Origin of the sequence: Marinobacter sp. DSM 26671 (assembly GCF_900112835.1) — a bacterium.
GTDB classification, from domain to species: Bacteria; Pseudomonadota; Gammaproteobacteria; order Pseudomonadales; family Oleiphilaceae; genus Marinobacter; species Marinobacter flavimaris.
The window spans coordinates 211659-235523 of the sequence record NZ_FONF01000001.1 but is presented as its reverse complement, the minus strand read 5'-3'; the positions used below and the strand labels follow the sequence as shown (position 1 = coordinate 235523).

Here is a 23865-nt window from a genome sequence, read left to right as displayed (position 1 = left end):
TGATGAGACAGACACGTTCGAAAAACGTCGGGATTACGCTGTTTATTCTTTTGCTTCTGACTCCGATCTACTGGTTGTTGAACATGTCGTTCAAGACCAACCAGGAAATTCTGGGCGGGCTTACCCTTTGGCCCCAGAACTTCACCCTGGATAACTATGCCGTGATCTTTACGGATCCCAGCTGGTACAACGGCTACATCAATTCGATGATCTACGTGTCGATCAACGTGGTCATCACGTTACTTGTGGCCCTGCCTGCCGCCTATGCGTTTAGTCGCTACAAGTTCCTGGGTGACAAGCATCTGTTTTTCTGGCTGCTGAGCAACCGGATGGCGCCGCCGGCGGTCTTCCTGCTGCCTTTCTTCCAGCTTTATTCATCCATTGGCCTTTTCGATACCCACATTGCGGTGGCACTGGCTCACTGCCTGTTCAACGTGCCCCTGGCTGTCTGGATTCTGGAAGGGTTCATGTCCGGTGTTCCCCGTGAGTATGACGAGATGGCCTATATTGATGGCTACAGCTTTCCGAAATTTTTCGTGAAGGTGTTCCTGCCGATGATTCGTTCCGGGATCGGGGTGACGGCCTTCTTTGCCTTCATGTTCTCCTGGGTAGAGCTGCTGCTGGCCCGGACGCTAACGTCCGTGGACGCCCAGCCGATCGGGGCGATTATGACCCGAACCATAGGGGCGAGCGGTATCGACTGGGGTGTTCTGGCTGCCGCCGGTTCGCTCACCATTATTCCCGGCCTGCTGGTGATCTGGTTCGTTCGTAACCATGTTGCCAAAGGCTTCGCCCTCGGACGCGTGTAAGGAGACGTTTTATGATTGCCTGGATGAACTGGACGCCGACCGTCGCCATCTTCTTTGCAGTGATTGCGGGAATTCTAGCGGTAATGACGGTTTACGAAATTGTCTCCCCGTGCACCGAGAGAAAGGGGTTTCTGCCGATAGCCACCACCCGTGGTGACCGGTTGTTTATCGGATTGTTATCGGCTGCGTATATACATCTAACCTTCCTGGCGGTCAGCGATATCACCCTCTGGGTGGCGCTGGCGGTTTCGGTGGCCTGGTTACTGGTGTTGTTGCGTTGGGGATGAATTTGAAGCCGGATGTTCGCTATGTTGTTTTTGCGAACATTCCGCCCGAGAAAATCTGCAAAAACACTTGTAATGATTTCGTAAACGAACTATTTTTATTTTAATGATCGGAATCGATCACGGGAGATTCCGGTGAAAAGAATAGCGACCAGAGCGCTATAAATGCGGAAACGAAACCCGGCTGTTTCGTTCCATTCATAACAAGACGAACGAGGTTGGATATGTTCAACAACAATAAATATCCGAGGACCCTGTTGCTCAGCGCCGCCGTTGGTGTTGCCAGCTTGGGTTTGAGCCTGCATGTCAGTGCCGATCAATATAGTGAAGCAGCTGAGAAGTGGGTTAATGAAGCGTTCAAGAACTCCACTCTGAGCAAGGAAGAGCAACTCAAGGAAATGGAGTGGTTTACCAAAGCCGCTGAGCAGTTTCGTGGCATGGACATCAACGTGGTTTCCGAAACCATAGCGACTCATGAGTATGAGTCCAATGTTCTGGCCAAGGCGTTTTCCGAAATCACCGGGATCAACCTTACCCACACGCTGATTCAGGAAGGCGATGTTATCGAGAAACTCCAGACTCAGATGCAGTCTGGACGGAACATCTACGATGGCTACGTGAACGATTCCGACCTGATCGGCACCCACTTCCGCTATGGAAAAGTGGTGGCTGTTGAAGACATCATGAATGGTGCTGGTAAGGACCTCACTTTGCCCACCCTGGATCTCGATGATTTCATCGGGCTCGACTTTACCACCGGGCCTGACGGCAAGCTTTACCAACTCCCCTCCCAGCAGTTTGCAAACCTTTACTGGTTCCGTGCCGACTGGTTTGAACGTGAAGATCTGCAAAAGCAGTTCAAGGACATCTACGGTTACGACCTGGGTGTACCTGTCAACTGGTCAGCCTACGAGGATATTGCCGAATTCTTCTCGGTGCACGTGAAGGAAATTGATGGCGAGCGCGTTTACGGCCACATGGACTATGGCAAGAAGGATCCATCTCTGGGCTGGCGTTTCACCGATGCCTGGTTCTCCATGGCGGGTGCTGGCGACAAGGGCCTGCCCAACGGTCTGCCGGTCGACGAGTGGGGTATTCGGGTTGAAGAGTGTCACCCGGTAGGGTCCAGCGTCAGCCGTGGCGGTGCAACCAATGGTCCCGCTGCCGTTTATGCCACCGAGAAATACGTGGACTGGCTGCGTGAGTATGCGCCACCCGAAGCCCAAGGCATGACCTTTTCCGAGGCCGGCCCGGTACCTGCTCAGGGTAATGTTGCCCAGCAAATCTTCTGGTACACAGCCTTTACCGCGAGCATGATCAAGGATGGCCTGCCGGTGGTGAACGAAGATGGCACACCCAAATGGCGCATGGCGCCGTCGCCACGCGGGCCATACTGGGAAGAAGGCATGAAGCTGGGCTACCAGGACGTCGGCTCCTGGACCTTCCTGGACTCAACGCCCGAGAAGCGTCGTCTTGCAGCGTGGCTGTATGCTCAGTTCACAGTATCCAAGACCGTTTCTCTAGAAAAAACCATTGCCGGTCTGACTCCGATCCGGGAATCCGATATCGAGTCTGAGGCGATGACTGAAATGGCTCCCAAGCTCGGTGGTCTTGTTGAGTTCTATCGCAGCCCTGCGCGCGTTCAGTGGTCTCCCACTGGTACCAACGTACCGGACTATCCGAAGCTGGCCCAGCTGTGGTGGCAGTACATCGCTCAGGCAGCCAGTGGCGAAGCTACTCCGCAAGAAGCCCTTGATGGTCTTGCGCAGGCTCAAGATCGTGTCATGGAGCGCCTCGAGCGCGCCAATGTCCAGCCGACCTGTGGTCCGAAGCTGAATGAGCCGCGCGATCCGCAATACTGGCTGGACCAGCCAGGCGCACCCAAGCCCAAGCTTGCAAACGAGAAGCCGCAAGGCAAAACCGTTGCTTATGATGAGCTGCTGAAAACCTGGGAAGAGGCGCGCTAAGGCGAGCTGATTCCTGAAGAGCAATGCCTGTCGCAACAGGACCCTTTGGTTGCGGCAGGCAGAGCACCGTTGTCACGGTGGGTTTTGGCCGGTTGCTTATAGTCCCCCCCTTATCAAGCATTTCAAGGTAGCCCCTCCCGGGGTTAACCCTGCCGGCCCTTTTTCTACCGTTTGGCCCGCCTCTGCATGTCGATAGCGGGAAGGGTGTTTCCAATGAACAAAATCTCCGTAATTCATCGTTTGTACGCGGGCTTTGGCCTGCTTTGCGTGATTATTGTGTGCTGGGGAGCGTTCAATATCAGCGTCATGTCGTCCTTTTCAGGAACTACGGACAAACTAACATCGGATGTTTTTCCGCTCAGCGGTTTGATTCAGGAAATGGAAGCCCATCGTTCTGAAACCGCCAAGTATGTGGTGGAGGTAGTCTCGGCCGACGATCCGGAGGCACTGGATGCCAGGCTGGAAAAGCTTTCCAACAGCATTGAGCGACTGCGCGGCAGTGGTGACACGCTGTTAACCACGAACAGTTCTGCCATGTTTCCTCCACTGCAGGCTGTCAACAGGACAGCTCAGTCACAGCTGTCGAAACTTGATCGCAGCACTGACGCGCTGGCCTCTCTCAAGGCACGGGTGTTGTCGGTTTCGGATGCGGTGAATACTGGCCTGACTGAATTTCTCGCCAATAACGGGGAAATCAAACGAACCCTGGTTCGGGAGGGTACCGAACCGGCAGGCCGGGATATTTACATCCGTGATCTGTTTACTACCGTCATGGAGAATCTGGCGAACATCGAGTTGTTGGTCATGCAGATGGTCAGCACCGAGGATGCGCGTCAGCTCGATGCCATAGTCGAGAATCTCCGATTCAATACCCAGACCATCGAGCAGGACATATCGGCCCTGGTTGAGGAGGTACCACGTCTGGATGGTTTGCCGGCACTTGTGACGACGTTTCTGTCTGCGGTAAATGACCAGGCCGGGATAATCAGCCAGTACTCGGGTTATCGCCAGAGGCGGCTAGAGCTGGATAATGTTGCCAGAGAGGTCGAGGAGAAGCTGGCAGCATTGGCGTCAGCCCTGGATGAGGCTGCGAAGACGGTCTCTGATCGTGCCAGCGCCTCGGTGTTCACACTGGATGCAACCGCTCTGACTTCGGAAAAATTGGTCTACTGGTTGTTGCCCGTGGTGGTTCTTCTGACGCTCGCAACCTCGTTCAGGCTGGGGCGAATGATCAGCAGGCCACTGCAGGTGACCCAGGCTCATCTTGCTGCAATGGCCGAGGGTGACTACTCACAGGTTCTCGAGTTTCCTGCCTGCGGCGAATTTATTGATCTCAAGAGTTCTGTTAACCGGCTGTCGGAGGCCATGGCCACGGTTTTGGGTAGTTTGCAACAGGCGGGTTCAGACATCTCGGTGATTGCGTCGGGCAACGCGAGGTTCGCCCGCGAATTCAACGAACGGACAAGGACTCAGTCTGACGAACTTGGTTCCATTGCGGCTGCCATGACTGAAATGGAGGCTTCTGCAAGGGAGGTGGCAAGATCGGTTCGGGATACCCATGATCTGGTTGGCAAGGTCAATCTCCAGGTGGACGACAATCTCTCTGCCGCTAAACGCGGCATGGACTGTGTTGCAGATCTGGAGGTCCAGGCGGAGCAGACCGCAGGGAAGCTGCGTCAGCTTGAGCAGGCGTCCTTCGATATTGGCAGGATTACCGAGGCAATTGATGACATCGCCAATCAGACCAACCTGTTGGCCCTCAACGCCGCCATCGAGTCGGCACGCGCCGGTGATGCCGGTCGCGGTTTTGCAGTGGTCGCCGATGAAGTGCGGGGTCTGGCCCAAAAGACTACTGAGAGCACCGATAGTATCCGGAGCCTCGTAGAAGGGCTTCAGGCAGAAGCGTCGGAATCGGTCAGCTCTATGAACTCCAGCTTCGAACAGCTGCGATCTGTGCGTGAGCTGATGGCCAGCGTTTCCGAGGGCGCAGGCAGAATTGGCTCGGCGATGGAGCGGATTCATCAGGGTGCTGAGCACATCCGCCACGGCATGGACGAGCAGGAAAACGTCAGTCAGTCGGTGGCCCGACAGGTCAGTGATATCAGCGGTTCTGCGGCTGAAGGGCTTGAAAGCATTGATGATTTGGTCACAACCTGTGACCGGTTGGAGGATTCGGTGACAAACATTGAGTCACTGATGGCTCGCTTTCGGATCCAATAAACAAATCGGCAACTGACCAACTTTTGTTTTCATATAACAAATTTGTCTGATCCAACGTTCATTTTCGCTTGAAGATGTTCGTTTACGAATATTAAGATGTTTAGAATGTTCGTTATCCGAAAATAAAATTCACAAACAACAATGATGTGACAGGAACGACACCATGGAACATATAAAAACAGTGACGGCTCGAGAGATTCTGGATTCCCGAGGATTGCCTACAGTGGAAGTGGACGTGGAACTCCGAAACGGCGTGGTCGGGCAGGGCCGGGTGCCATCCGGTGCCTCGACAGGAACCCGGGAAGCGCTTGAAAAGCGAGACTGTGATGACAGGCGCTATAACGGCAAGGGCGTTCTGCAAGCCGTCCGGTGCGTTAACGAATGCATAGCACCAGCACTGGAGGGCCGTGTGGTGTTTGACCAACTGGTGATGGACCGGCTCATGTGCGAAATGGATGGCACGCCCAACAAGGCAGAGTTTGGCGCCAATGCGATTCTTGCCGTGTCCCTGGCCACGGCCAACGCCGGGGCCAATTATCGGCAACAGCCTCTGTACCGGTATCTTGCCGAGCTATACGGCTGCAACGGCCCCAGCATCCTGCCGGTGCCCATGATGAACATCATCAACGGCGGCGCCCATGCAGACAACAACGTTGATATCCAAGAGTTCATGATCCAGCCCGTCGGGGCGCCCAGTTACAGTGAGGCGCTACGCATGGGAGTGGAAACCTTCCATGCCCTGAAGGCGTTGCTCCGCAAAAACGGCCTTTCCACCGCGGTTGGCGATGAGGGTGGCTTCGCGCCGAATTTGCGTTCCAGCGAGGAAGCCCTCGATCTGATTCTGGCGGCCATCGAAAAGGCGGGCTATCGGCCCGGATCCGATGTGGTCCTTGCCCTCGATTGCGCCGCGTCGGAATTCTATGAAGATGGCCATTACAACCTTAAGAGCGCTGGAAAGCAGTTCACTTCCGAAGAGTTCTCGGATTACCTGCTCGATCTGGCCATGAAGTACCCGATCGCCTCGATTGAGGATGGTATGGATGAAAGCGATTGGGACGGCTGGAAGCTTCTGACCGAAAAACTTGGCGAACGCGTCCAACTGGTAGGGGACGACCTTTTCGTCACGAATACCTCAATCATTACCGAAGGCATCAGGAAGGGCATTGCCAATTCAGTGCTGATTAAATTTAACCAGATCGGAACCCTGACCGAGACCCTTGATGCTATCGGAATGGCTCAGGATTCCGGCTACACCACGGTGATTTCCCACCGTAGCGGCGAGACCGAAGATACCTTTATATCGGATCTGGCCGTTGCAACGCGATCAGGCCAGATAAAAACTGGCTCTCTCTGCCGATCAGACCGGGTTGCCAAGTACAACCGCCTGCTGCGCATTGAACAGGATCTTGGCGCTCACGCGTTTTATCCGGGTGTCGGCGCGATACGTTGTGCCCTCGATACATGACTTTCTTTGCGGGAGAAACACCATGAGAAAACCGATTCTGATTGGAAACTGGAAAATGAATGGCAGCCTCCAGGCAAACCAGGCCCTGATGGTGCGCGTCTTACCCCGACTTCGGATGTTCCGTAAGTCTGTTGATCTGGTGGTATGCCCGCCGCATCCGTACCTGTTCCAGGTGCGTGATCTGCTTGGCTATACCGGCATCATGCTGGGCGCCCAGAATGCATCCGGGTTTGTCTCTGGTGCCTACACCGGCGAGGTCAGCGCCACCATGCTTCAGGAAATGGGCTGCCGGTATGCGCTCGTGGGTCACTCCGAGCGCCGACTACTGTTCGGCGAGGGCAACCAGGAAGTGGCAGCCCGATACCGCTCGGTTTTGCAGTCCGGCCTTACACCGGTGCTATGCGTCGGTGAGACTCTGGAAGACAGGGAGTCGGGCCGTACCGGTCTGATTATCGAACAGCAGCTACAGGCAGTGATTGACGAGGTCGGCCTGGCGGCCATGGCTAATGGAATCGTTGCCTATGAACCGGTTTGGGCTATCGGAACGGGCAAAACAGCAACGCCGGAGCAGGTTTCGGAGGTGCATCAACAGATCCGTCAGTTCCTCGCCAAAAGCGCGCCCGAGTCAGCCGACGACGTCAGCGAGGAGCTGCGGGTGATATACGGGGGCAGCGTTAAAGTTGCCAATGCCTATGAACTGTTCAGCCTTGCCGACGTTGATGGCGGCTTGATTGGCGGTGCCTCACTGCACGCGGATGAATTCGGAACGATCGCCGGAGCCCTGGCTGAGGCTTCCGGAATTCTGGCCGGCGAATGCGAAACCCACTGATGGAGATGTAAATGGATCCAACACGCTGGATGCAAACCACGTTTTTCCCGAAAGAAACCGATGTGCCGGAGGAGTTCCGTGAGGGAGGCGTGAACTTAAATCATACCCTGGTTGGCGGCGAACTGCGTCCCTGGGACGGTTCTTATGCAGAGGTTCGCAGCCCGATTTGCTCAGCAGCGCAAGGCGACGGAGTTCCTCAACCTCTGCTGATCGGGCGGACGCCTCTGATGGATGAGGCGGCTGCTCTGGAAGCACTGGACGCGGCGGTTCAGGCCTACGGTCAGGGAAGTGGCGACTGGCCCAGCATGTCTGTCGCCAACAGAATCGAACATGTCGAGCAGTTCCTCGCGGAGATGCGTAACCATCGGGAGGCCGTGGTAAAGCTTCTGATGTGGGAAATCGGCAAGACCCGGAAAGATGCCTGCAAGGAATTTGACCGGACCTGCGACTATATAAACGATACGATTCATGAGCTTAAGGTGCTTGACCGCCGGTCCTCGAGATTTGAAATCGTCGGTGGCGTGGTGGCTCAGACTCGTCGCCTACCGGTAGGGGTAGCCCTCTGCATGGGGCCGTTCAATTACCCGCTCAATGAGACTTTCACGACGCTGATTCCGGCGTTGATCATGGGCAACACGGTGGTTTTCAAACCCGCCAAATACGGTGTGCTGTTGATTGGCCCGCTGATGGATGCATTCCGGAAGTCGTTTCCGCCAGGAGTCATCAACATTATTTTCGGACGGGGCAGGGATACGGTTGGGCCATTGATGGAAAGCGGCAAGGTCGACATGTTCGCCTTTATAGGAACCCACCGGGGTGCGTCAGCGCTCAAACAGATGCATCCGAAACCGCATCGCTTAAAGGCAGTGCTGGGCCTGGACGCTAACAATCCGGCCATCGTGCTGCCGGATGCGGACTTTGAGCTTGCCGTGAGTGAATGTATCAGCGGAGCGCTGTCTTTCAATGGTCAGCGCTGCACCGCCCTGAAACTGCTGTTTGTCCATGATTCCCTTGCGGACCAGTTTGTCAGCAAGCTATCGGATGCGGTCAATGAACTGGTTGCGGGCATGCCATGGGAGCAGGACGTATCGCTGACGCCATTGCCCGAGCCGGGCAAGATCGGGTTTCTCAGGGAACTGGTAGACGACGCAATCGCCAAGGGCGCATCCGTGGTCAATGAGTGTGGTGGCGAGGTCAACGGCACGTATTTTCACCCTGCCGTGCTTTACCCGGTCACTGCCGAGATGCGCATCTATCATGAAGAACAGTTCGGGCCGGTCATTCCTGTTGCTGCTTTCTCGGATGAGCAGGAAGTGATTGAGCACGTTCGGGATTCCAGCTTCGGGCAGCAGCTAAGTATCTTCGGTTCGGATTCCGACACGGTGGGCAGGCTGATTGATCTGCTTGCAAATCAGGTGGGTCGGATCAACCTCAATGCCCAGTGCCAGAGGGGGCCCGATACCCTGCCATTTAACGGACGCAAAGACTCCGCGGAAGGCACACTTTCGGTATCGGATGCCCTTCGGGTGTTCTCGATTCGCACAACCGTGGCCACCAAGTCCAGTGAGAGCAATCGGGACCTGGTGACCGGCATTGTGCGGGGACGAAGCTCGAAAATACTGACAACCGACTATCTGTTCTGATCGCCGGACCCTCTGTCTTGGATCTAGAGCTGGAGGGGCTTGCCAGCCTCCCGGCGCCGCTCTTCCCATTCTTCCCGGGTCTGCGCCGCCTGGTCACCCGGCATTGAATCGATGATGCTGAAATAATCGGAACTGTATTCGTCAGCAATGATTGTGTTGCGCGGTTTTACCTTAACCACATACACCGTCTGGACATTCTGGTGATCGAATTCGCGCCAGTACTGTTCGTCTTTTAGGAAAGTGTACCTGTGTCCCTCCAGGGCCCGGATCAGGCTGGCGGTATTGGTGGTACCGGCACGTTCCACCGCATCCTTGTATTGATAAATAATGCTGTAGGCCGAGGCCGCAGCGGTGGATGGTCGCATTTCATATCGGTTTGAGAAGGCTTCTACAAACTCCTTTCCTCTCGGATAGTTCAGCTCGTAGGGTACGTTCCATACCCAGGGCGAGCCGCCGATAACGCCCTCCATAATGGTGGGACCTACCTGCCGAGCCATGCCCAGGGTCAGGTTGGGCACAACAATCTGCATTTTCTTGGTAAGGCCCATTTCGTAGGCAACATTCAGTGCTCTCACCATGTCGTCGCCGAACAGGACCATCATCAGAACCTTGGCGTTACTGGCCTCTGCCTGCTCCAGCGCCTCCCTGAAATCGGTAATCAGTGCCCGGGGGAAAGGGGTTTTCACGCCCTGATGGCGGTCAGTGTCTTCGGTTCCCGAGAACTTGCGAACAGACTCCTCCACAGACCAGCCCCAGGTGTAGTCGGCGGTAATGTAGAAGTAATCGTCTTCCGCATGATTGGTGGTCAGATACTGACTGAGCGCCTTTGCAGTCATCCAGGCGTTGTAGGGCTCACGGAACATGTATGAATGCCCTTCGGCGCCGGTGGTGGCGTTCGAGTAGGTCAGCGTGCCGAAGTAGATCCGGTTGCGATCGCGAGCAGCTTTGCCTGAGGCAATGGCAACGGCGCTGGACACACCGCCGAACACCATCTGGACGCCTTCACGGTCGATGAGTTCTGCGGTGTTCTTTGCGCCCTGGGCAGGGTCACCGCGGGTATTTCTGATCACCAGCTCCAGCTGACGCCCCATCACGCCACCGGCTTTATTGATTTCATCAAGCGCCAGAAAGGCGCCCAGACGTTGTTGCAGACCCTGATCCTTGTAACGACCGGTCTGCGGGTAGTTCAGGCCGATTTTAAGGGTTTCGGCATACACAGTAGTGCTCGCCAGCAACAGCAGACAAGCAGAAAAGAGTACTTTTCTGACGTTCATTCAGGTTGGCCTCCGGAATTGCAGCGCCAATGGGGAAAAGGGCTGCCAATCATTGTTTTGATTATTTGTTAAGCAACGCTAGTGTCTCTGCTGATTATGAGGCCAACAATGGGACAAAAGTGGAATTTTGGGTAACAAATTGTAGGTTAGTGATCTGCATCTTGTCTGGCCTATGTTGTTCCCATGAATCGGTTCGGCTGCAGCCGAAGAAATGGATATACTTTCCGGAATTGCCCGGTGTGGGCTTCGCTGCAGCCAATGGAGTTTTGTGGGTCTTGGTAACTATAAAGCGCAGGAAATTCGGACTTGGATCGACTCTCTCGTTTCTTTTGGCGGCAATGGGGCTTGTCATCGTCCCGATGTCGGCCAGCGCCGAGTGGTATCGGTTTTCGGATACTGCAATGACCACGCCTATCGAACTGGAGTTCTGGGCGGAGGATAAAGAGCTGGCGAACCGGGTTGGCAAAGAGGTGCTGGCGGTTTTTCATCAGGTTGATGAACAGATGAGTCGCTATCGGGAAGAGTCGGAGGTCTCCAGGCTCAACCTCAATGCACCCGACGGGCCAGTAGAAGTCAGTGACGGGTTGTTCGAGGTGATTGAAAAAGCACGGGAGGTTTCTCTACTCAGCCAGGGCGCCTTCGACATCACCTTTGGCTCAGTGGGTTACCTGTATGACTTCAGGGCCGGCAAAAAGCCCACGGACGAGGAGCTTCGATCCGGCTTGCCGCGGGTGAATTTTCGGGATGTGATTCTTGATGAGGATGATCAGACGGTCGAATACCGGCAGGCAGGGATTCTGGTAGACCTCGGTGGCATCGCCAAAGGGTATGCAGTGGATCTGGGAATCGAGCGTCTGGTCAGTTTTGGCATTCGCCATGCCCGGCTGAGTGCTGGCGGCGACATGCGACTGTTAGGGGACAAGCGGGGCCGGCCCTGGTACGTGGGCATTCGGGACCCCCGTTCAGAAGGGCGCAACGCGGTGGTTTTGCCGCTCGAGGATGTGGCAGTGTCCACCTCCGGCGACTACGAGCGGTTCTTCGTGGATGAGGCGGGAGAAAGGGTTCATCACATCCTGTCGCCTGAGACCGGCAAATCGGTCCAGGGTGTCCAAAGCGTGACCATTATCGGCGAGGATGCGTTAACAACCGACGGCCTCTCCACGGCGGTTTTCGTGCTCGGGCCCAAAAAGGGACTGGAGATGATTGAGCGTTTGAAGGGTATCGATGTTGTGGTTATCGATGATCAGCGCATGATGCATGTTTCAGAAGGCCTCGTTCCGCCCCAATCAGACTAGGGGCGGAACGAGCAGTTTCTGTCAATTTCCGATAGTGCCGTTCACGACATTCGAGAACGCAATCAGGCTGTCCTGAGATGTCCCATTGCCCAGCCCGTGGCCGTTGAAACGGGTGCCGAAGTCACCCTGCTCCCCGTGCAATGCCATGTAGTTGAGCAGCACGGTCTGAACCAACTGGTTGACGTTGTTGGCCGCAGGACTGGAGGCAGTTTCCACCGACGCATCAGAGCGCATGAAGCCGATCTGCCTGCGAATCGGAGTGGGGCGGCCCGCCGGGTTGTAAACCAGGAAGAATGAGGCGGCCGTCTGCTGGTTGTCGCCGGTCCATTCGCCCTTGCCACGACCGTCCATGGAATCGTCGATTCGGCCGTTGCTCGACACCGAGCCGTCACTGAACACATAGAGCATCAATGGCATTCCTACCCGGGCGGCGTATTCCAGACAGGCGCCCATACATCGACCGGCCTGTTCATCACGACGCTCGCCGGTTCCGCGCTCACCCGTATGGTAGTCGTAGCCGCCCATGGTGATCGTGCCGGCGCCCGCGTAGCCGTTCAGCACCAGCTTCATGACAGACGCAGTTTTGCGGAACTCACGGTTATTATTGAACTCATCGCGGGTGAAAATGCCGGTAGGGCCCACGATTTCGAGGTCCAGCTCTGGATCCAGTTCTGCCGGATTGCCGAAGCGGTCTGCCAGGTCTGCACTCTTGATGTAGCCGCAACGAACCAGATCCTTGACGACGTCGTCTGTAGAGATGCCGGTGTTGACCTGATTCATCTTGGCGTCGCTGATGCGCTGAATGGATTCCATCACGGCGACCGCGTCTGATTGATCCAGAATGCCGATCAGGTCGCCCACATCCACCAGGCCGGTAACGTCTGATGGCCGGTCAATCTTGGTGGGGCGAACCTCCGGATTGATCAGGTTCATCGGTGCCAGCGAGTTACCGCCGGATTCCGAACTCTGGGACCCTATGAGGGAGAGCAGGGAGCCGTCGGCACCCGCGTGATGGATGCCGTACATCGGGTTGTGGGGGTTGTTTCCGGTGTCGTTTTCCGAGCGGGCCGCAATAATGGCGCCGTCGATTCCAGCTCGGGTGCCGGCACTCGTGCTCTGGAGAATGCCCCGCAGGAAACCACTGTCCGAATGGAACGCCAGGCCCAGCTCAGTGTTCACGAACGCCGGGTCGTTCGGCAGCATGTCACCTGGTAACCCGAGTTTGTTGTAGCCCGCGGTGCTCAGGAAATCCATTTGCCCACCGGATTTGCCCATCAGCACGTTAGAGCCGGCAATGTTGGCGCCTCCTGCCAGGTCAAAGCAGATAAACGGAATCTTGCCGGCACCCTGAACCGCGATGCCACAGCTTGCTTTCAGCGTTTCCAGATCCGAAGAGAGCGCCGCGGATGCTGTTCTCGGATTACCGAACAGGCTGAACAGGGAAGCACCGAACACCGTCGCTGAGCCTGCCATCAGGCCCTGTGCGATGAATTCGCGCCGGGTCCGTGGCTTGCCGTGATCGTCGTGGAGTAGTGGGCTGCCGTTGGCCAAAGGCTTTTTACGGGATTTGCGTATAAACATGATCGGCTTCCTCTACTGAACCAGGGTGGTGGCGCTGCCAAGCACGGCGGCACAGCTTGCTTTCACGACTGTTTCTGTGCGGTCAGGCTCACACCCTGCATCACAGCTGGTCAGTCTATTCATGAGCTCGCTGAGCTCTGTTTCGATTGCGCTGTCACCAGGCTGTGATGCCAGGTTGCTGCCTACAAAGCGCGACAGCAATGGCCCGGTAACCAGGCTCTTGCCACCGAGGTCGAAGGCGGTGCCGGCCGGGGCGGAGAAATCGAACCCTGGGAACATCTGGTCCCGAAGCTGCGCATTTGAGACCAGGGCATCGCAATACTGGATGGCCATCTGGGTTACCGCCATCTGATGAGAGGACAGGAAACCCTGAATAGTCTCTACCGTAGGCAATTGCTGTTTTACGGTGGTGTATGTGTTGAATACATCCGGGTTGGTTGTGGGAACACCGGTCATACGCGACATGGACTCGTTGATCTCGTCAAAGGTCTTCAGACCGATCTGCGATGATGGCGGCAGGTCAGCGGGTTCCGGCTGCGGCGGCAGCGAGGGTTCGGAGCGGGCAAAGTTGTTTCCGCCCAGTTGGTCGAACGTCAGGAAGAACTCATCGTTTCCGGGCCCATTCTCAAGAGCGATGATGGTGCCCAGGGAGGAGAGAGGTTGCCCAGTACCCGGTTCATAGCTGCCACTGTCGAGGGTAACGTCCAGATTGGCCCAGGCCTGTCCCACCGTTGCCTCCTTGCCGTTAATACCCAGTCGCATGCCACGCAGCGGAATATTTGATGGCTCGACGGAGTCATCAAGGCTGATAAAGAAGGGACTGGTGAATCTGTAGGCGTAGCTGTCGAACTGGCTGACTTCGAACACGATGAAGCTCTCGGGCAGGTCGATCAGGTGAGAGACCCCGAACAGAAGGTAGAACTTCTGGCCCACGCCCACCTCAAAGTTGGCCTGGACCTGTTCCGGTGTCAGCGCCCGATTGTGGATGGCGACCATCCGGATCGCGCCCTGCCAGGGCGAGTTGCCATCGGTCTCGTTGCCCAGGACCAGGGCAAAACTGTCGTCCCATTCGGTCAGTAGTCCGCCGTCGTCCGGATCAACATCGCCGGTTGGAACGCCATTCACAAAGATCTGGCGACCGGTCGCCGGGGTGTAGTTAACCACTACGTGCTGGAGCGTTGCCTGCAGGAGCATGTCGGCGTCCTGGGTTGCGAAAGGCGTGTTTTCGTCACTGGTGGTGCTGCGATGCAGTACCTCGTAACGCTGGAGCGACTGGCTCAGGGTGACGTTGCGGGTGGTGGATGAGCCGGAGTAGGTCACGATCCGGGCATCTTCCTGGGTAATGTTGCCCGGGGCGACCCAGGCCTCGATGCTGTATTCGCCGGAGGCGGTCAGCAGGGTGTGCAGCTTCCGGCTGGCGGTGGTGCTGCCCTGGGCCTTGCCCGCGGGGATCATGAAGCCCTGCTCGTTTTCGCCCGCCGGGCCAAGGTCGATGCCCCAGCCGCCAACCCAGTCAACGTTTCCGCTCAGGGTCAGATCCAGCGCTGGCGATACGCCGCTGGTATCAAAGGCAGTCTGGCCTTCACCAAACTTGAATTCGTACAGGGCAATCACGTTGTCTTCAAACCGGCCGCCGGAGTTTGCGAGCAGGCCGTCTGCCTGCAGGTTGAGTGCCTTGCTGGCAACGATTGCCGGGTCCACGGGTTGGGCGCTCAGATCCTGGACCATTTCAAGAATCTTCAGTTCCATCAAATCGGCTGAGGCTTCGCAGTCGTCGTCCCAACAGTTGTGGAAGTCGTAGCGCAGACGTTCAACCAGTCGGGATGCGCCCGGATTCATAGGATCAATACGGCTTTTCGCCTGATCGTAGGCAGTAGTGACATCGGCGCTGGCAATGTAAGGGGTTTGCCCACCATCAGCATGGCAGTCGCTGCAATACTGTCTGAGTTCGGGGTATACCGTGGTGGAAAACAGGCCAGTGTCGGTTGGAAGGGCAACCGTGGCACCCGGTTCTTTGAGCGCCGGAGCGCGAAGTTCCACGGTTTTGGCAGAGCCTTCTGACCCGCCTGCCCAGTTGGAAATATAGGTGGTGAGAATGTCCACACAGGCTGACGTGCTCCGGAGCCAGCAATTGTGGCCACCTGCCACCTTTGTCACCATCGTTGACTGGGATGGATCTGAAAGATTAACAATAGAGTTCGCCTGTGCGTAAGCAAGGTTAACGTCAAGCTCATTGACGAACGTGGGCGCCTGGCCATTGGAGCCGTGGCACGCGCCGCATTTATCCTGGGTGACCAGGTTGTCCCACACGGTGCGTTTGAAGTTGGCTACATCATCCGTCGAGGGGGGAGGCCCGTTGTAGGTAACCGTGCCGGAATTCTGGGAGGTATTCGGCAGTTGTTCCGTGGATTCGCCACCACAGGCTGACAGCAGAAGGGCCAGGGCAGTGATGGCAAGGACCGATTTGAGGGAGCTCATTGAAATTCCTTTAAATGTTTTCATAGCGTCCTCACTCCCCCATGCAGTACACGGCGGATTCTGCAAATACCCGCTTCAGGTCGTACCCCTGACTTGCGAAGCTGGCAACCATACTGCTTACCTGCGAACGGTCTGCGCTGTCGGAGGGAGGTCGCAGGCAGACATTCTCGAACACCTTCTTGACCTGGCACTCTGCGAAGGCCTCGGAATTCGCGAATTCCATACCCAGGCTCTTGGCACCGCTGCCGGAACCCGGGAGTGAGGGATCCCATCCCAGTCGGCGATTGGCGCCCTGGCGCCAGTAGTTATCCCAGCTGTCGTCAGGTGTGACATAGCCCTGCTCGAAGGTTGCAGAGTTGATGTGGTACTTGGCCTGAACCCTGGAGCCGGTTTCTGGATCTGTTTCGCCAATGGCGTTGTAGACCAGCCTGCCCAGCTCTCCATCGGGGTCGGTGTTGGCATCATACTCGTAGTCGTAATAGGCAAACGCCTGGGTCATGGGGTCCATGCCGGTGTGGCACCCCACACAGTTGTTCAGGAAGACCCGGCTGTCACCACCCGGGCTGCGGGAAACATCCTGGCGAATGCGGTCCGTGGGCAAGGTAACGTCCGCAACCTGCTCCAGGTCGTTGCACATATGATTGATCAGTGTGAAGCGGAACATTGCCCGGTTGGTGCCGGCACTGAAGAAAGCCCGGGCGGAAGCTCTTGATGTGATGACGCCGGCGGTGGCCGAGGGAGGAAGGCCCGTATAGGTCGACTGGTTTACCCGCTCCAGGTTGTCCTTAAGGCTGGCTCCACTGTTCTCGAGGGATTCATAGTGGTTGTTGTTGCTGGTGGAGTAGTTTGGCAGGTTCAGGGATGGATTCCCGATGTAAAGAACATCGTCATACAGAACTTTTCGGAAGTCTTCCCCGTCCCGCACCAGGCCGATCACCGTGGCAATGTAATCATTGAGGGGCACGAACTTTGACATCGCCTCGTTGGTCCAGGGGGCTGCAAAATTCTTCAGGGTTACGTCGTAGAATGCACTGTCCTCCATGGCAGTGAACGCGGCGTCAATTGTGTTGCCCGAAACGATGTCACTTTCCATAGCGTTGAGAACATCGGCGGAAGGCGGAACGCCGGCAATCCGGTCGTAGATTCGTTTGGCCTGCTCCCTGGGACCGGCCTGAACAAGACTGGTCTGCCCAAAAACCAGTGCAACGAGAACTGCGGTACTGCAAGCCTTTCTGATCAGGCTTCTGATCCTGTTCCGGCCGGTCATGTCCTATCCCTCGGTGATCGTTAGCAATCGCACATTAATGCCTTTTGACATTTGTTAAAAGTTTACGGCTTGCTATATCCTTCGTTTTGAGCTGTAGGCCACGTTATTACATTAGGTTACGTAAAAGCCTTGGAGCCTACCCTCGGAACCGACTTAATTTATGTCATGGAATGTCATCCGAAACAGGGTTTCTCACGTTGGAAATTAAGTCGCCCACTCTAAACATCTCCCGCAGTACTCGCCTGGCTGTCGCACTCGGCTCGCTTGCAGCTCTGTCTGGCTGTCTTTCGAGCAGCGACAGTCAGCAGGCCGATCCGGTTGTCGTCGAGAACCCTGTGGCTTATGTCGAACGGGCTCTGCTTTTTGACGAAAACACCGGGGCCCTGGTCGAGGACAACCTGGCCGACCCGAGCGCTTTTCGCCCCGGAGCGCGGCTGTTTCTGAAGGCCAGTGCCACTGCGGACGCCGAGACGCGGGATATTGCCTCAAGAGCATTCGCGGGGCCGCAATTCCTTGATGACAATGGTCAGTTGCGTTACGACGTGAAAGATCTCCACGTTTCCCACGATGGCTCCAGACTGCTGTTTGCCATGCGTGCGCCGGAAATCGAGGACGCAGACGACGAGGATCAGCCAACCTGGAATATCTGGGAATACGACGTTAGTACCGACATCCTGCGCCGGATCATCGATTCGGACGTTACCGCCGGGGCCGGGCAGGACGTTGCGCCAGCCTATCTGCCTGATGGCAGAATCGTTTTCTCGTCAACCCGTCAGCGGATTTCCAAGGCGGTGCTGCTTGATGAAGGCAAACCCCAGTACTCCGGTCTGGACGAGGAGGGTGATAGCCCCGGGTTTGTTCTGCATGTGATGGACGACGATGGTCAGAACATTGAACAGATCACCTTCAATCAGAGCCACGACCTCGACCCCATGGTGGCGGATGATGGCACCATTGTGTTCAGCCGCTGGGATAATGCCGGCCAAACCCGGAACAACGGTGTGAACCTCTACCGCGTCAACCCTGACGGCACTGGCCTGAGTTATCTTTTCGGTCGTCACTCCCACGATTCGGTGCCAGAAGCGAACGACATACAGTACCTGCAGCCACGCAAATCAGACAGCGGCAATCTGCTGGTGCAGCTAAGGCCGTTTGAAACGGATGATTACGCGTCTGTGTTGGCGGAAGTCGATGTTGACCAATTTGTTGAGGCCAATCTTCGTCTCGATGGCACCGAAGGTTCGGGCCAGCGCTCGCTAGTGCCCGGCGTGGGCCTGGATGGCCAACTGTCGCTGAAAGGCAGTTATGCATCGGTTTCACCACTGCTTGATGGTACCAACCGCTACCTGGTCAGTTGGACGCCCTGCCGGTTGCGTGAAACAGCGACGGACCGGATTGTGAACTGCACGGAAGATCGCCTGCAATCCGAAGACTATCAACCCGCAGAGCCCGTCTACGGTTTGTGGCTTCTGGATATCAACAGCGAAACCCAGCGGCCGGTGGTTCCGCCGGTAGAGGGCGTTCAGTTTGATGAGGCGGTCCTGATGAAGGAGCGGCCTCTGGAAGGGTTCATCCCGGAATCCCAGTTCACGGGTGATGAGGGGGCCCTCGGCGATGCCGGCTACGGCGTCCTGCACATTCGAAGCGTCTATGATATCGATGGAGTGGACACCACGCCGACTGGTATTGCTGCAATGGCTGATCCGCTGCAAACGCCGCCGGAAGATCGCCCGGCCAGATTCCTTCGACTGGAAAAGCCCGTGGCCATCCCCGATGAGAACGTCCGGGATTTCGACAACAGCGCCTTTGGCCGCAGCCGGGCTCAGCTAATGCGGGAGATTCTGGGCTACGTGCCGATAGAGCCTGATGGGTCAGTGAAGGTGGCGGTGCCCGCCAATGTTGCTTTTGCCATCAGTATTCTCGATGAGAAAGGCCGGCGTGTTGGTGGCGCTATGGGCAACCGGCACCAGAACTGGCTCACGGTGCGCCCCGGCGAGACCCTTGAATGTTCAGGGTGCCATAACCCGAGCAGTCCGACACCCCATGGCAGACCGGATGCCGGTCCAGCGTCCGTGTGGGGTGGGGCCGCAACCACCAGCCTTCCGTTCCCGAATACCGACCCGGCTCTGTTTGCCGACATGGGTGAAACCATGGCTCAGGTGTTTGCCCGCATCAACGAGATTCGCCGGCCGACGCCGGATGTGGTCTATGCCGATGAATGGTCCGGAGATGCCGTGGATCCCAAGCCTGACAGCTTTGCCTACGCCTATGCCGATCTGCAGACACCGCCGCCAATATCCGGCGTTTGTGCAACCGACTGGGCGCCGAATTGCCGGATTGTGATCAACTATGAGCAGCATATTCATCCGCTGTGGAGCGTCAATCGGGAGGTATTGGACCCGGACACCATGGCGGTCGTGGATGACTACACCTGTACCAGTTGCCATACGGACACCGATGCGGCGGACGCTCAGCAAGTGCCGGCTGGACAACTGGATCTGGGCGATGGCCCGTCACCCGATGAACCGCTACACTTCAACGCCTACAGAGAACTGCTCTTCCCGGACAGTGAGCAGGAACTGGTGAACGGCGCTCTGATCGATGTGCTCGTGGACTCCGGGGAGGTTTTGAGGGACGAAGAAGGCAATCCCATTCTGGACGCCAACGGAGATGAACAACCCATCCTGGTAACTGTGCCGGTGCAGGCTTCAATGTCCGTCAACGGTGCTCTTGCCAGTCGTTTCTTCGACGTATTCGCCGACGACGGTTCACACAGGGATTTCCTCTCGCCCGCCGAACTGCGACTGATTGCAGAGTGGTTGGATATTGGCGGCCAGTATTTCAACAATCCGTTCGACGCTCCGGAAGACTGATCCAAGGACTGAAATTCGCACCATGCCCATCGCCATTCTTATGTTTCTTTTGTTGTTGCCGGCCCAGAGCTGGGCCGGCTGGCTGTGGGGGCAGGCTGAAGACGATGCATTGAAAGTGCAGGTGGCGGAGCCCTATGTGTCCTGGCGAACCGGACCGGCAACGGGCTATCCGGTTTTTCATACCAGCGAAAAAGGGGAATGGCTGACCATTCTCCAGCGCAAGACAAGTTGGATCAAAGTGACGGATACTCGTGGCCGGGAGGGTTGGATAGCGGTTGCGGATATTGCGCAGACGGTGGATGCCACGGGTAATCGTGTGGATCTTCAGGTGCCGGATTTTGAGGCTTTTGAAAGCCGGCGGGTGGAAGCTGGATTGATGATGGGGGAGTTTGACGGTGCCGCTGTCACGGCAGGCTACGGAGGCTTCTGGATGACCAGAAACCTGTCCGCCGAGCTTTGGGCTTCTCAGATTCTGGGCAGCGCCTCGGAAATTAGGATGGTTAATGCGAATCTGGTGCATCAGCCATTTCCTGACTGGCGGGTATCACCCTTTTTTACCCTGGGGGTCGGGCATATCTGGGTTGATCCCAAGGCCACTCTGGCTCAGCCCGAAGAACGGGATAACAGCATTGGCCATGCAGGGCTTGGCATCCGCGCCTACATCACCGATCGATATTTCATCCGTGCCGAAGTGAAGGACTACAAAGTGTTCACTACCCGGTCCACCAACGAAGAAGCGACAGAATGGAAAATCGGACTAAGCATCTTTTTCTGAAAACGCTGTGTCTCGGGGCAGGGCTATCCATAGCCACAGCAACCCAGGCCCAGGATGATCGGCCGCTGATCGAGCCGGATGTTACCCCGGTGCCGGTCACCGAGGCGCTGATTGACACCGAGAACTTTGAAATTGGCGCTTTTGTGGGCGTGCTCAATATCGAGGACTTCGAGTCGTCGCTGCTTTATGGCGGCAAGCTCACCTACCACCTCAGCGAGTCCTTCTTTTTCGAGGCAGGAGTCGGCTTCGCGGAGGGTGGAGAAACCAGTTTCGAGAAGCTGGCCGGTAACGTGGAGGTGCTTACCGACAGCGAGCGGGATTACAGCTATTACAACATCAACCTGGGTTACAACGTGCTTCCGGGCGAGGCCTTCCTCACTGAGAACTACGCGTTCAACACCAATTTCTATCTGATTGCGGGTGCCGGCGCTACCGATTTTGCGGGTGACACCCGGTTTACCCTGAATGCCGGCGCGGGCTATCAGGTTCTGTTGACGGACAGCGTTGCAGTTCAGATTGGCGTAAGACAGCACTACTACCGAATAGATGTTCTTGGGGCCGAGAAAACCTCCATGAACACAGAGGTCAGCACTGGCCTGTCGGTCTTTTTCTGATTACAGGAGCAATGGTTATGAAAGCATCCATAAAATCACTGGCGGTGGCGGGCGTCCTGGCCTGTCTTAGCCCCATGGCGGGCGCCGAGGCCATCAATGTGCCAGCTCCGGATTTCACCCTGGAAAGCCGTTCCGGCGAAAACCTGAGGCTGGAGGACCACCGTGGTGAAGTGGTGATGCTGAACTTCTGGGCGTCATGGTGTGGCCCTTGCCGCCAGGAAATGCCGCTGATGGATGAGCTTTACAGCCAATACAAGGATCTCGGCTTCACGATTCTGGCGGTCAATGTGGATGAGAATCGGGAAGAGGCCCATCGCTTCCTGGACAAGGTGCCCGTGAATTACCCGATCCTCTACGATCCGGAGAGTTCGGTGAGCGAGCTTTATGAAGTGCAGGCCATGCCAACGACCGTGATGATCGATCGCGATGGTAATGCCCGGTATCTCCACTACGGCTATCAGCCGGGTTACGAAGACGAGTACGAACAGCAGATTCGCGAGCTGGTGCGCGAATAATTTTCGGACGGAACGTTTATGCGTAATTTGTCGATCTTCACTGCCTCTGCTCTTTTGGTCGCGACCTTCACGATCTCTGGATGCAGCTCAATCAAGCCGTGGGTAAAGCCCTATGAACGGGATAATCTGGCGGATCCGGTCATGAGTCTCAGCCGCCATGGCAAGGCGGATTCCTACATGCATCACGTCTATCAGGTCCGGGAGTCTGCGCGGGGAGCAGAAGGCGGTTCTGGGGGTGGCTGTGGCTGTAACTGACGGCAAAAGGTTAGTGCGCTCCGTCTGCGCTCTGTTCGTGCTGATGTTGGCCGGGCAACAGGCGATTGCGGCGACCTTGCCAGTGGATAACGTGGATGTTCTCTACCACCGCTATGACGGTGGTGGCATGGTCATCGATGGCCCCTCAGTTTTGGTGCGCAAGGGTATTGGCTCGTCGGTTTCGTTTTCCGGCCAGTACTATGTTGACTCCGTTTCGGCTGCCTCTGTGGACGTTCTGGCCACGGCGAGCCCCTACGAGGAAGAACGGAACGAGTACACCTTTGGTGTCGATTACCTGCACGATAAGTCCATTTTGAGTCTGGGTTTCACCAACAGTTCCGAAAACGATTACGAAGCCAACACCGTTTACTTCTCGCTCAGCCAGGAGTTTTTCGGGGGCATGTCCACAGTAACCATGGGCTATGCCAGCGGCTGGGATGAAGTGGGCCGGGTTGGCAACGATTCCTTCAGCGAGGAAGCTGATCGTCGGAACTATCAGCTCGGACTGAGTCAGGTCGTCACCCGCAACAGCCTGGTAGGCCTGGATCTTGAGGTGGTTACGGATGAGGGCTTCCTGCAGAACCCTTACCGACAGAACCGCTACATCGACCCGAACGATTCCACAGCGTTCCTGTACCAACCGGAGCGTTATCCGGAAACCCGAACAAGTACCTCCGTGGCCATGCGAGCGCTTTATTATCTGCCATATCGCGCCTCAATTCGCGGTGAATACCGTTATTTTTCCGATACCTGGGGCATCAACGCCCACACGGTCGAACTGGGATACGTGCACGGATTGAACCAGCACTGGACCCTTGAAGGTTCCATTCGTTACTACAGCCAGAGCGAAGCGGACTTTTACAGCGATCTTTTCCCGTTCGAGAACTCCCAGACACACCTGGCCCGTGACAAGGAACTCAGCTCCCTATCCGGGACAACCCTGGCGGTGGGCGCGGTCTACGAATGGAAGCAGACGTCGCTTCCCGGCATCGATCGCCTGCAGTTCAGCTTACTGGTGGACTGGCTGAATTTTGAATATGACAACTTCCGGGATGTCACCGCAGCAGGTGACTTTCTCCCCGGCGAAGAACCCCTATATTCCTTCGATGCCTACGTAACCCGGGCGTCGTTGATTCTTGAATACTGAGCATGCAGGAAGAACGACCATGGCCACTTGCTTGAACTCCCGATTTCCGGTGCTTTTAGCGGCATTGACCCTCGCCCTGACAGCCCCCGCATTTGCCCAGACCAATCCCGGGGCGGAGAAAGATGATACAGCCGTCGCCGAGCAGGTGGAGGCGCTCAAGAAGAAAGTGATACGCCTGAATCGTGACCTGTTTATCCTTGAGGAAGATCTGCTTTTTCCAGCCAATACCCAGGTTGCCGTGTTTCTCAGCGTTGATGCCGGGAAGTTTCTGAAGCTGGATGCGGTCAAACTGAAAGTCGACGACGAGATTGTTGCTTCCCACCTGTATACGGAGCGACAGGTGACTGCCCTTGAACGCGGCGGCATGCAGCGGCTATACGTCGGCAACCTGAAAACCGGCGTCCATGAGATGACGGCGTTTGTTGAGGGAATCGGCCCGGATAAGCGGCCTTACAAGCAGGCGGCCTCCCTGGAGTTTGAGAAGGGCACTGGAACGGCCGCTCTGGAAATCCGCGTTGAAGATCGCTCCTCCAACTACCAACCCTCCGTATCCATTGTGGAGTGGGAGTAAGCC

General features: G+C 56.5%; 19 protein-coding genes. 15 read left to right on the top strand and 4 right to left on the bottom strand.

From position 1 onward, the window contains the following. Positions 1-2: 2 nt before the first annotated feature. The 7 genes from BM035_RS01030 (at position 3) to BM035_RS01000 (ending at position 9217) form a co-directional block, all read left to right on the top strand. On the top strand, positions 3-809 hold the full coding sequence (locus BM035_RS01030) for a carbohydrate ABC transporter permease (RefSeq protein ID WP_008174643.1): 807 nt from the start codon (positions 3-5) through the stop codon (positions 807-809). A gap of 11 nt (positions 810-820) precedes the next feature. Beyond that, a complete protein-coding gene (locus BM035_RS01025; protein ID WP_014577499.1) occupies positions 821-1096 on the top strand; it encodes a DUF2160 domain-containing protein in 276 nt (91 codons plus the stop codon). A 221-nt stretch (positions 1097-1317) separates the two neighbouring features. Beyond that, on the top strand, positions 1318-3060 hold the full coding sequence (locus BM035_RS01020) for an ABC transporter substrate-binding protein (RefSeq protein ID WP_014577497.1): 1743 nt from the start codon (positions 1318-1320) through the stop codon (positions 3058-3060). A gap of 213 nt (positions 3061-3273) precedes the next feature. Further along, positions 3274-5280 (top strand): methyl-accepting chemotaxis protein, encoded by a 2007-nt coding sequence (locus BM035_RS01015; RefSeq protein WP_092029864.1) that lies wholly within the window; start codon positions 3274-3276, stop codon positions 5278-5280. A gap of 163 nt (positions 5281-5443) precedes the next feature. Further along, a complete protein-coding gene (eno, locus tag BM035_RS01010; RefSeq protein WP_041645293.1) occupies positions 5444-6745 on the top strand; it encodes a phosphopyruvate hydratase in 1302 nt (433 codons plus the stop codon). A gap of 22 nt (positions 6746-6767) precedes the next feature. Beyond that, positions 6768-7574, top strand: coding sequence for a triose-phosphate isomerase (gene tpiA / locus BM035_RS01005; protein WP_092029862.1), 807 nt, complete (start codon positions 6768-6770; stop codon positions 7572-7574). Between the two features lie 11 nt (positions 7575-7585). Further along, on the top strand, positions 7586-9217 hold the full coding sequence (locus BM035_RS01000) for an NADP-dependent glyceraldehyde-3-phosphate dehydrogenase (protein WP_014577493.1): 1632 nt from the start codon (positions 7586-7588) through the stop codon (positions 9215-9217). 23 nt (positions 9218-9240) lie between these two features. On the opposite strand, the gene BM035_RS00995 is transcribed toward BM035_RS01000, so the two are convergent. Next, positions 9241-10491, bottom strand: coding sequence for a substrate-binding protein (locus tag BM035_RS00995; protein WP_092029861.1), 1251 nt, complete (start codon positions 10489-10491; stop codon positions 9241-9243). 401 nt (positions 10492-10892) lie between these two features. On the opposite strand from BM035_RS00995, the gene BM035_RS00990 reads away from it, so the two are divergent. Continuing rightward, the gene (locus BM035_RS00990) at positions 10893-11786 is read left to right on the top strand and encodes an FAD:protein FMN transferase (protein WP_008174651.1); all 894 of its coding nucleotides are present in this window, start codon (positions 10893-10895) and stop codon (positions 11784-11786) included. Between the two features lie 21 nt (positions 11787-11807). Here the strand turns inward: BM035_RS00990 and BM035_RS00985 are convergent, their stop codons facing one another. Genes BM035_RS00985 through BM035_RS00975 form a run of 3 tightly spaced genes read right to left on the bottom strand, consistent with a single transcriptional unit; the run spans position 11808 to position 17112 of the window. Continuing rightward, positions 11808-13367 (bottom strand): general secretion pathway protein GspF, encoded by a 1560-nt coding sequence (locus BM035_RS00985; RefSeq protein WP_092029860.1) that lies wholly within the window; start codon positions 13365-13367, stop codon positions 11808-11810. Between the two features lie 12 nt (positions 13368-13379). Next, the gene (locus BM035_RS00980; protein WP_175497315.1) at positions 13380-15845 is read right to left on the bottom strand and encodes a LamG domain-containing protein; all 2466 of its coding nucleotides are present in this window, start codon (positions 15843-15845) and stop codon (positions 13380-13382) included. Positions 15846-15876: 31 nt separating this feature from the next. Next, entirely contained in the window at positions 15877-17112 is a 1236-nt protein-coding gene (locus tag BM035_RS00975) for a hypothetical protein (RefSeq protein ID WP_092029857.1), read from the bottom strand. Between the two features lie 170 nt (positions 17113-17282). Between BM035_RS00975 and BM035_RS00970 the strand changes: the two genes are divergently transcribed. The 7 genes from BM035_RS00970 to BM035_RS00940 are packed head-to-tail and all read left to right on the top strand — an operon-like array spanning position 17283 to position 23862. After that, complete coding sequence (locus BM035_RS00970; RefSeq protein WP_092029855.1) at positions 17283-19985, top strand: HzsA-related protein; 2703 nt, start codon at positions 17283-17285, stop codon at positions 19983-19985. Positions 19986-20007: 22 nt separating this feature from the next. Continuing rightward, entirely contained in the window at positions 20008-20760 is a 753-nt protein-coding gene (locus tag BM035_RS00965) for an SH3 domain-containing protein (protein WP_014577485.1), read from the top strand. Then, the gene (locus BM035_RS00960; protein WP_092029853.1) at positions 20730-21374 is read left to right on the top strand and encodes an outer membrane beta-barrel domain-containing protein; all 645 of its coding nucleotides are present in this window, start codon (positions 20730-20732) and stop codon (positions 21372-21374) included. Before BM035_RS00965 ends, BM035_RS00960 begins: the two co-directional genes overlap by 31 nt. An 11-nt stretch (positions 21375-21385) precedes the next feature. Continuing rightward, complete coding sequence (locus tag BM035_RS00955) at positions 21386-21889, top strand: TlpA family protein disulfide reductase (protein WP_014577483.1); 504 nt, start codon at positions 21386-21388, stop codon at positions 21887-21889. A gap of 18 nt (positions 21890-21907) precedes the next feature. Next, complete coding sequence (locus BM035_RS00950) at positions 21908-22144, top strand: DUF4266 domain-containing protein (RefSeq protein ID WP_039882064.1); 237 nt, start codon at positions 21908-21910, stop codon at positions 22142-22144. After that, positions 22131-23291 (top strand): DUF3570 domain-containing protein, encoded by a 1161-nt coding sequence (locus BM035_RS00945; RefSeq protein WP_039882068.1) that lies wholly within the window; start codon positions 22131-22133, stop codon positions 23289-23291. The genes BM035_RS00950 and BM035_RS00945 overlap by 14 nt, the downstream gene beginning before the upstream one ends. 19 nt (positions 23292-23310) lie before the next feature. Further along, the gene (locus BM035_RS00940) at positions 23311-23862 is read left to right on the top strand and encodes an AraC family transcriptional regulator (RefSeq protein WP_092029852.1); all 552 of its coding nucleotides are present in this window, start codon (positions 23311-23313) and stop codon (positions 23860-23862) included. The last annotated feature ends 3 nt before the right edge of the window (positions 23863-23865 follow it).

Coding starts and splice junctions, on each gene's coding strand:
- BM035_RS01030 (WP_008174643.1), top strand. CDS start 3: ATGAGACAGACACGTTCGAAAAACGTCGGGATTACGCTGTTTATTCTT.
- BM035_RS01025 (WP_014577499.1), top strand. CDS start 821: ATGATTGCCTGGATGAACTGGACGCCGACCGTCGCCATCTTCTTTGCA.
- BM035_RS01020 (WP_014577497.1), top strand. CDS start 1,318: ATGTTCAACAACAATAAATATCCGAGGACCCTGTTGCTCAGCGCCGCC.
- BM035_RS01015 (WP_092029864.1), top strand. CDS start 3,274: ATGAACAAAATCTCCGTAATTCATCGTTTGTACGCGGGCTTTGGCCTG.
- eno (WP_041645293.1), top strand. CDS start 5,444: ATGGAACATATAAAAACAGTGACGGCTCGAGAGATTCTGGATTCCCGA.
- tpiA (WP_092029862.1), top strand. CDS start 6,768: ATGAGAAAACCGATTCTGATTGGAAACTGGAAAATGAATGGCAGCCTC.
- BM035_RS01000 (WP_014577493.1), top strand. CDS start 7,586: ATGGATCCAACACGCTGGATGCAAACCACGTTTTTCCCGAAAGAAACC.
- BM035_RS00995 (WP_092029861.1), bottom strand. CDS start 10,491: ATGAACGTCAGAAAAGTACTCTTTTCTGCTTGTCTGCTGTTGCTGGCG.
- BM035_RS00990 (WP_008174651.1), top strand. CDS start 10,893: ATGACCACGCCTATCGAACTGGAGTTCTGGGCGGAGGATAAAGAGCTG.
- BM035_RS00985 (WP_092029860.1), bottom strand. CDS start 13,367: ATGTTTATACGCAAATCCCGTAAAAAGCCTTTGGCCAACGGCAGCCCA.
- BM035_RS00980 (WP_175497315.1), bottom strand. CDS start 15,845: ATGAGCTCCCTCAAATCGGTCCTTGCCATCACTGCCCTGGCCCTTCTG.
- BM035_RS00975 (WP_092029857.1), bottom strand. CDS start 17,112: ATGACCGGCCGGAACAGGATCAGAAGCCTGATCAGAAAGGCTTGCAGT.
- BM035_RS00970 (WP_092029855.1), top strand. CDS start 17,283: ATGTCATCCGAAACAGGGTTTCTCACGTTGGAAATTAAGTCGCCCACT.
- BM035_RS00965 (WP_014577485.1), top strand. CDS start 20,008: ATGCCCATCGCCATTCTTATGTTTCTTTTGTTGTTGCCGGCCCAGAGC.
- BM035_RS00960 (WP_092029853.1), top strand. CDS start 20,730: ATGGAAAATCGGACTAAGCATCTTTTTCTGAAAACGCTGTGTCTCGGG.
- BM035_RS00955 (WP_014577483.1), top strand. CDS start 21,386: ATGGTTATGAAAGCATCCATAAAATCACTGGCGGTGGCGGGCGTCCTG.
- BM035_RS00950 (WP_039882064.1), top strand. CDS start 21,908: ATGCGTAATTTGTCGATCTTCACTGCCTCTGCTCTTTTGGTCGCGACC.
- BM035_RS00940 (WP_092029852.1), top strand. CDS start 23,311: ATGGCCACTTGCTTGAACTCCCGATTTCCGGTGCTTTTAGCGGCATTG.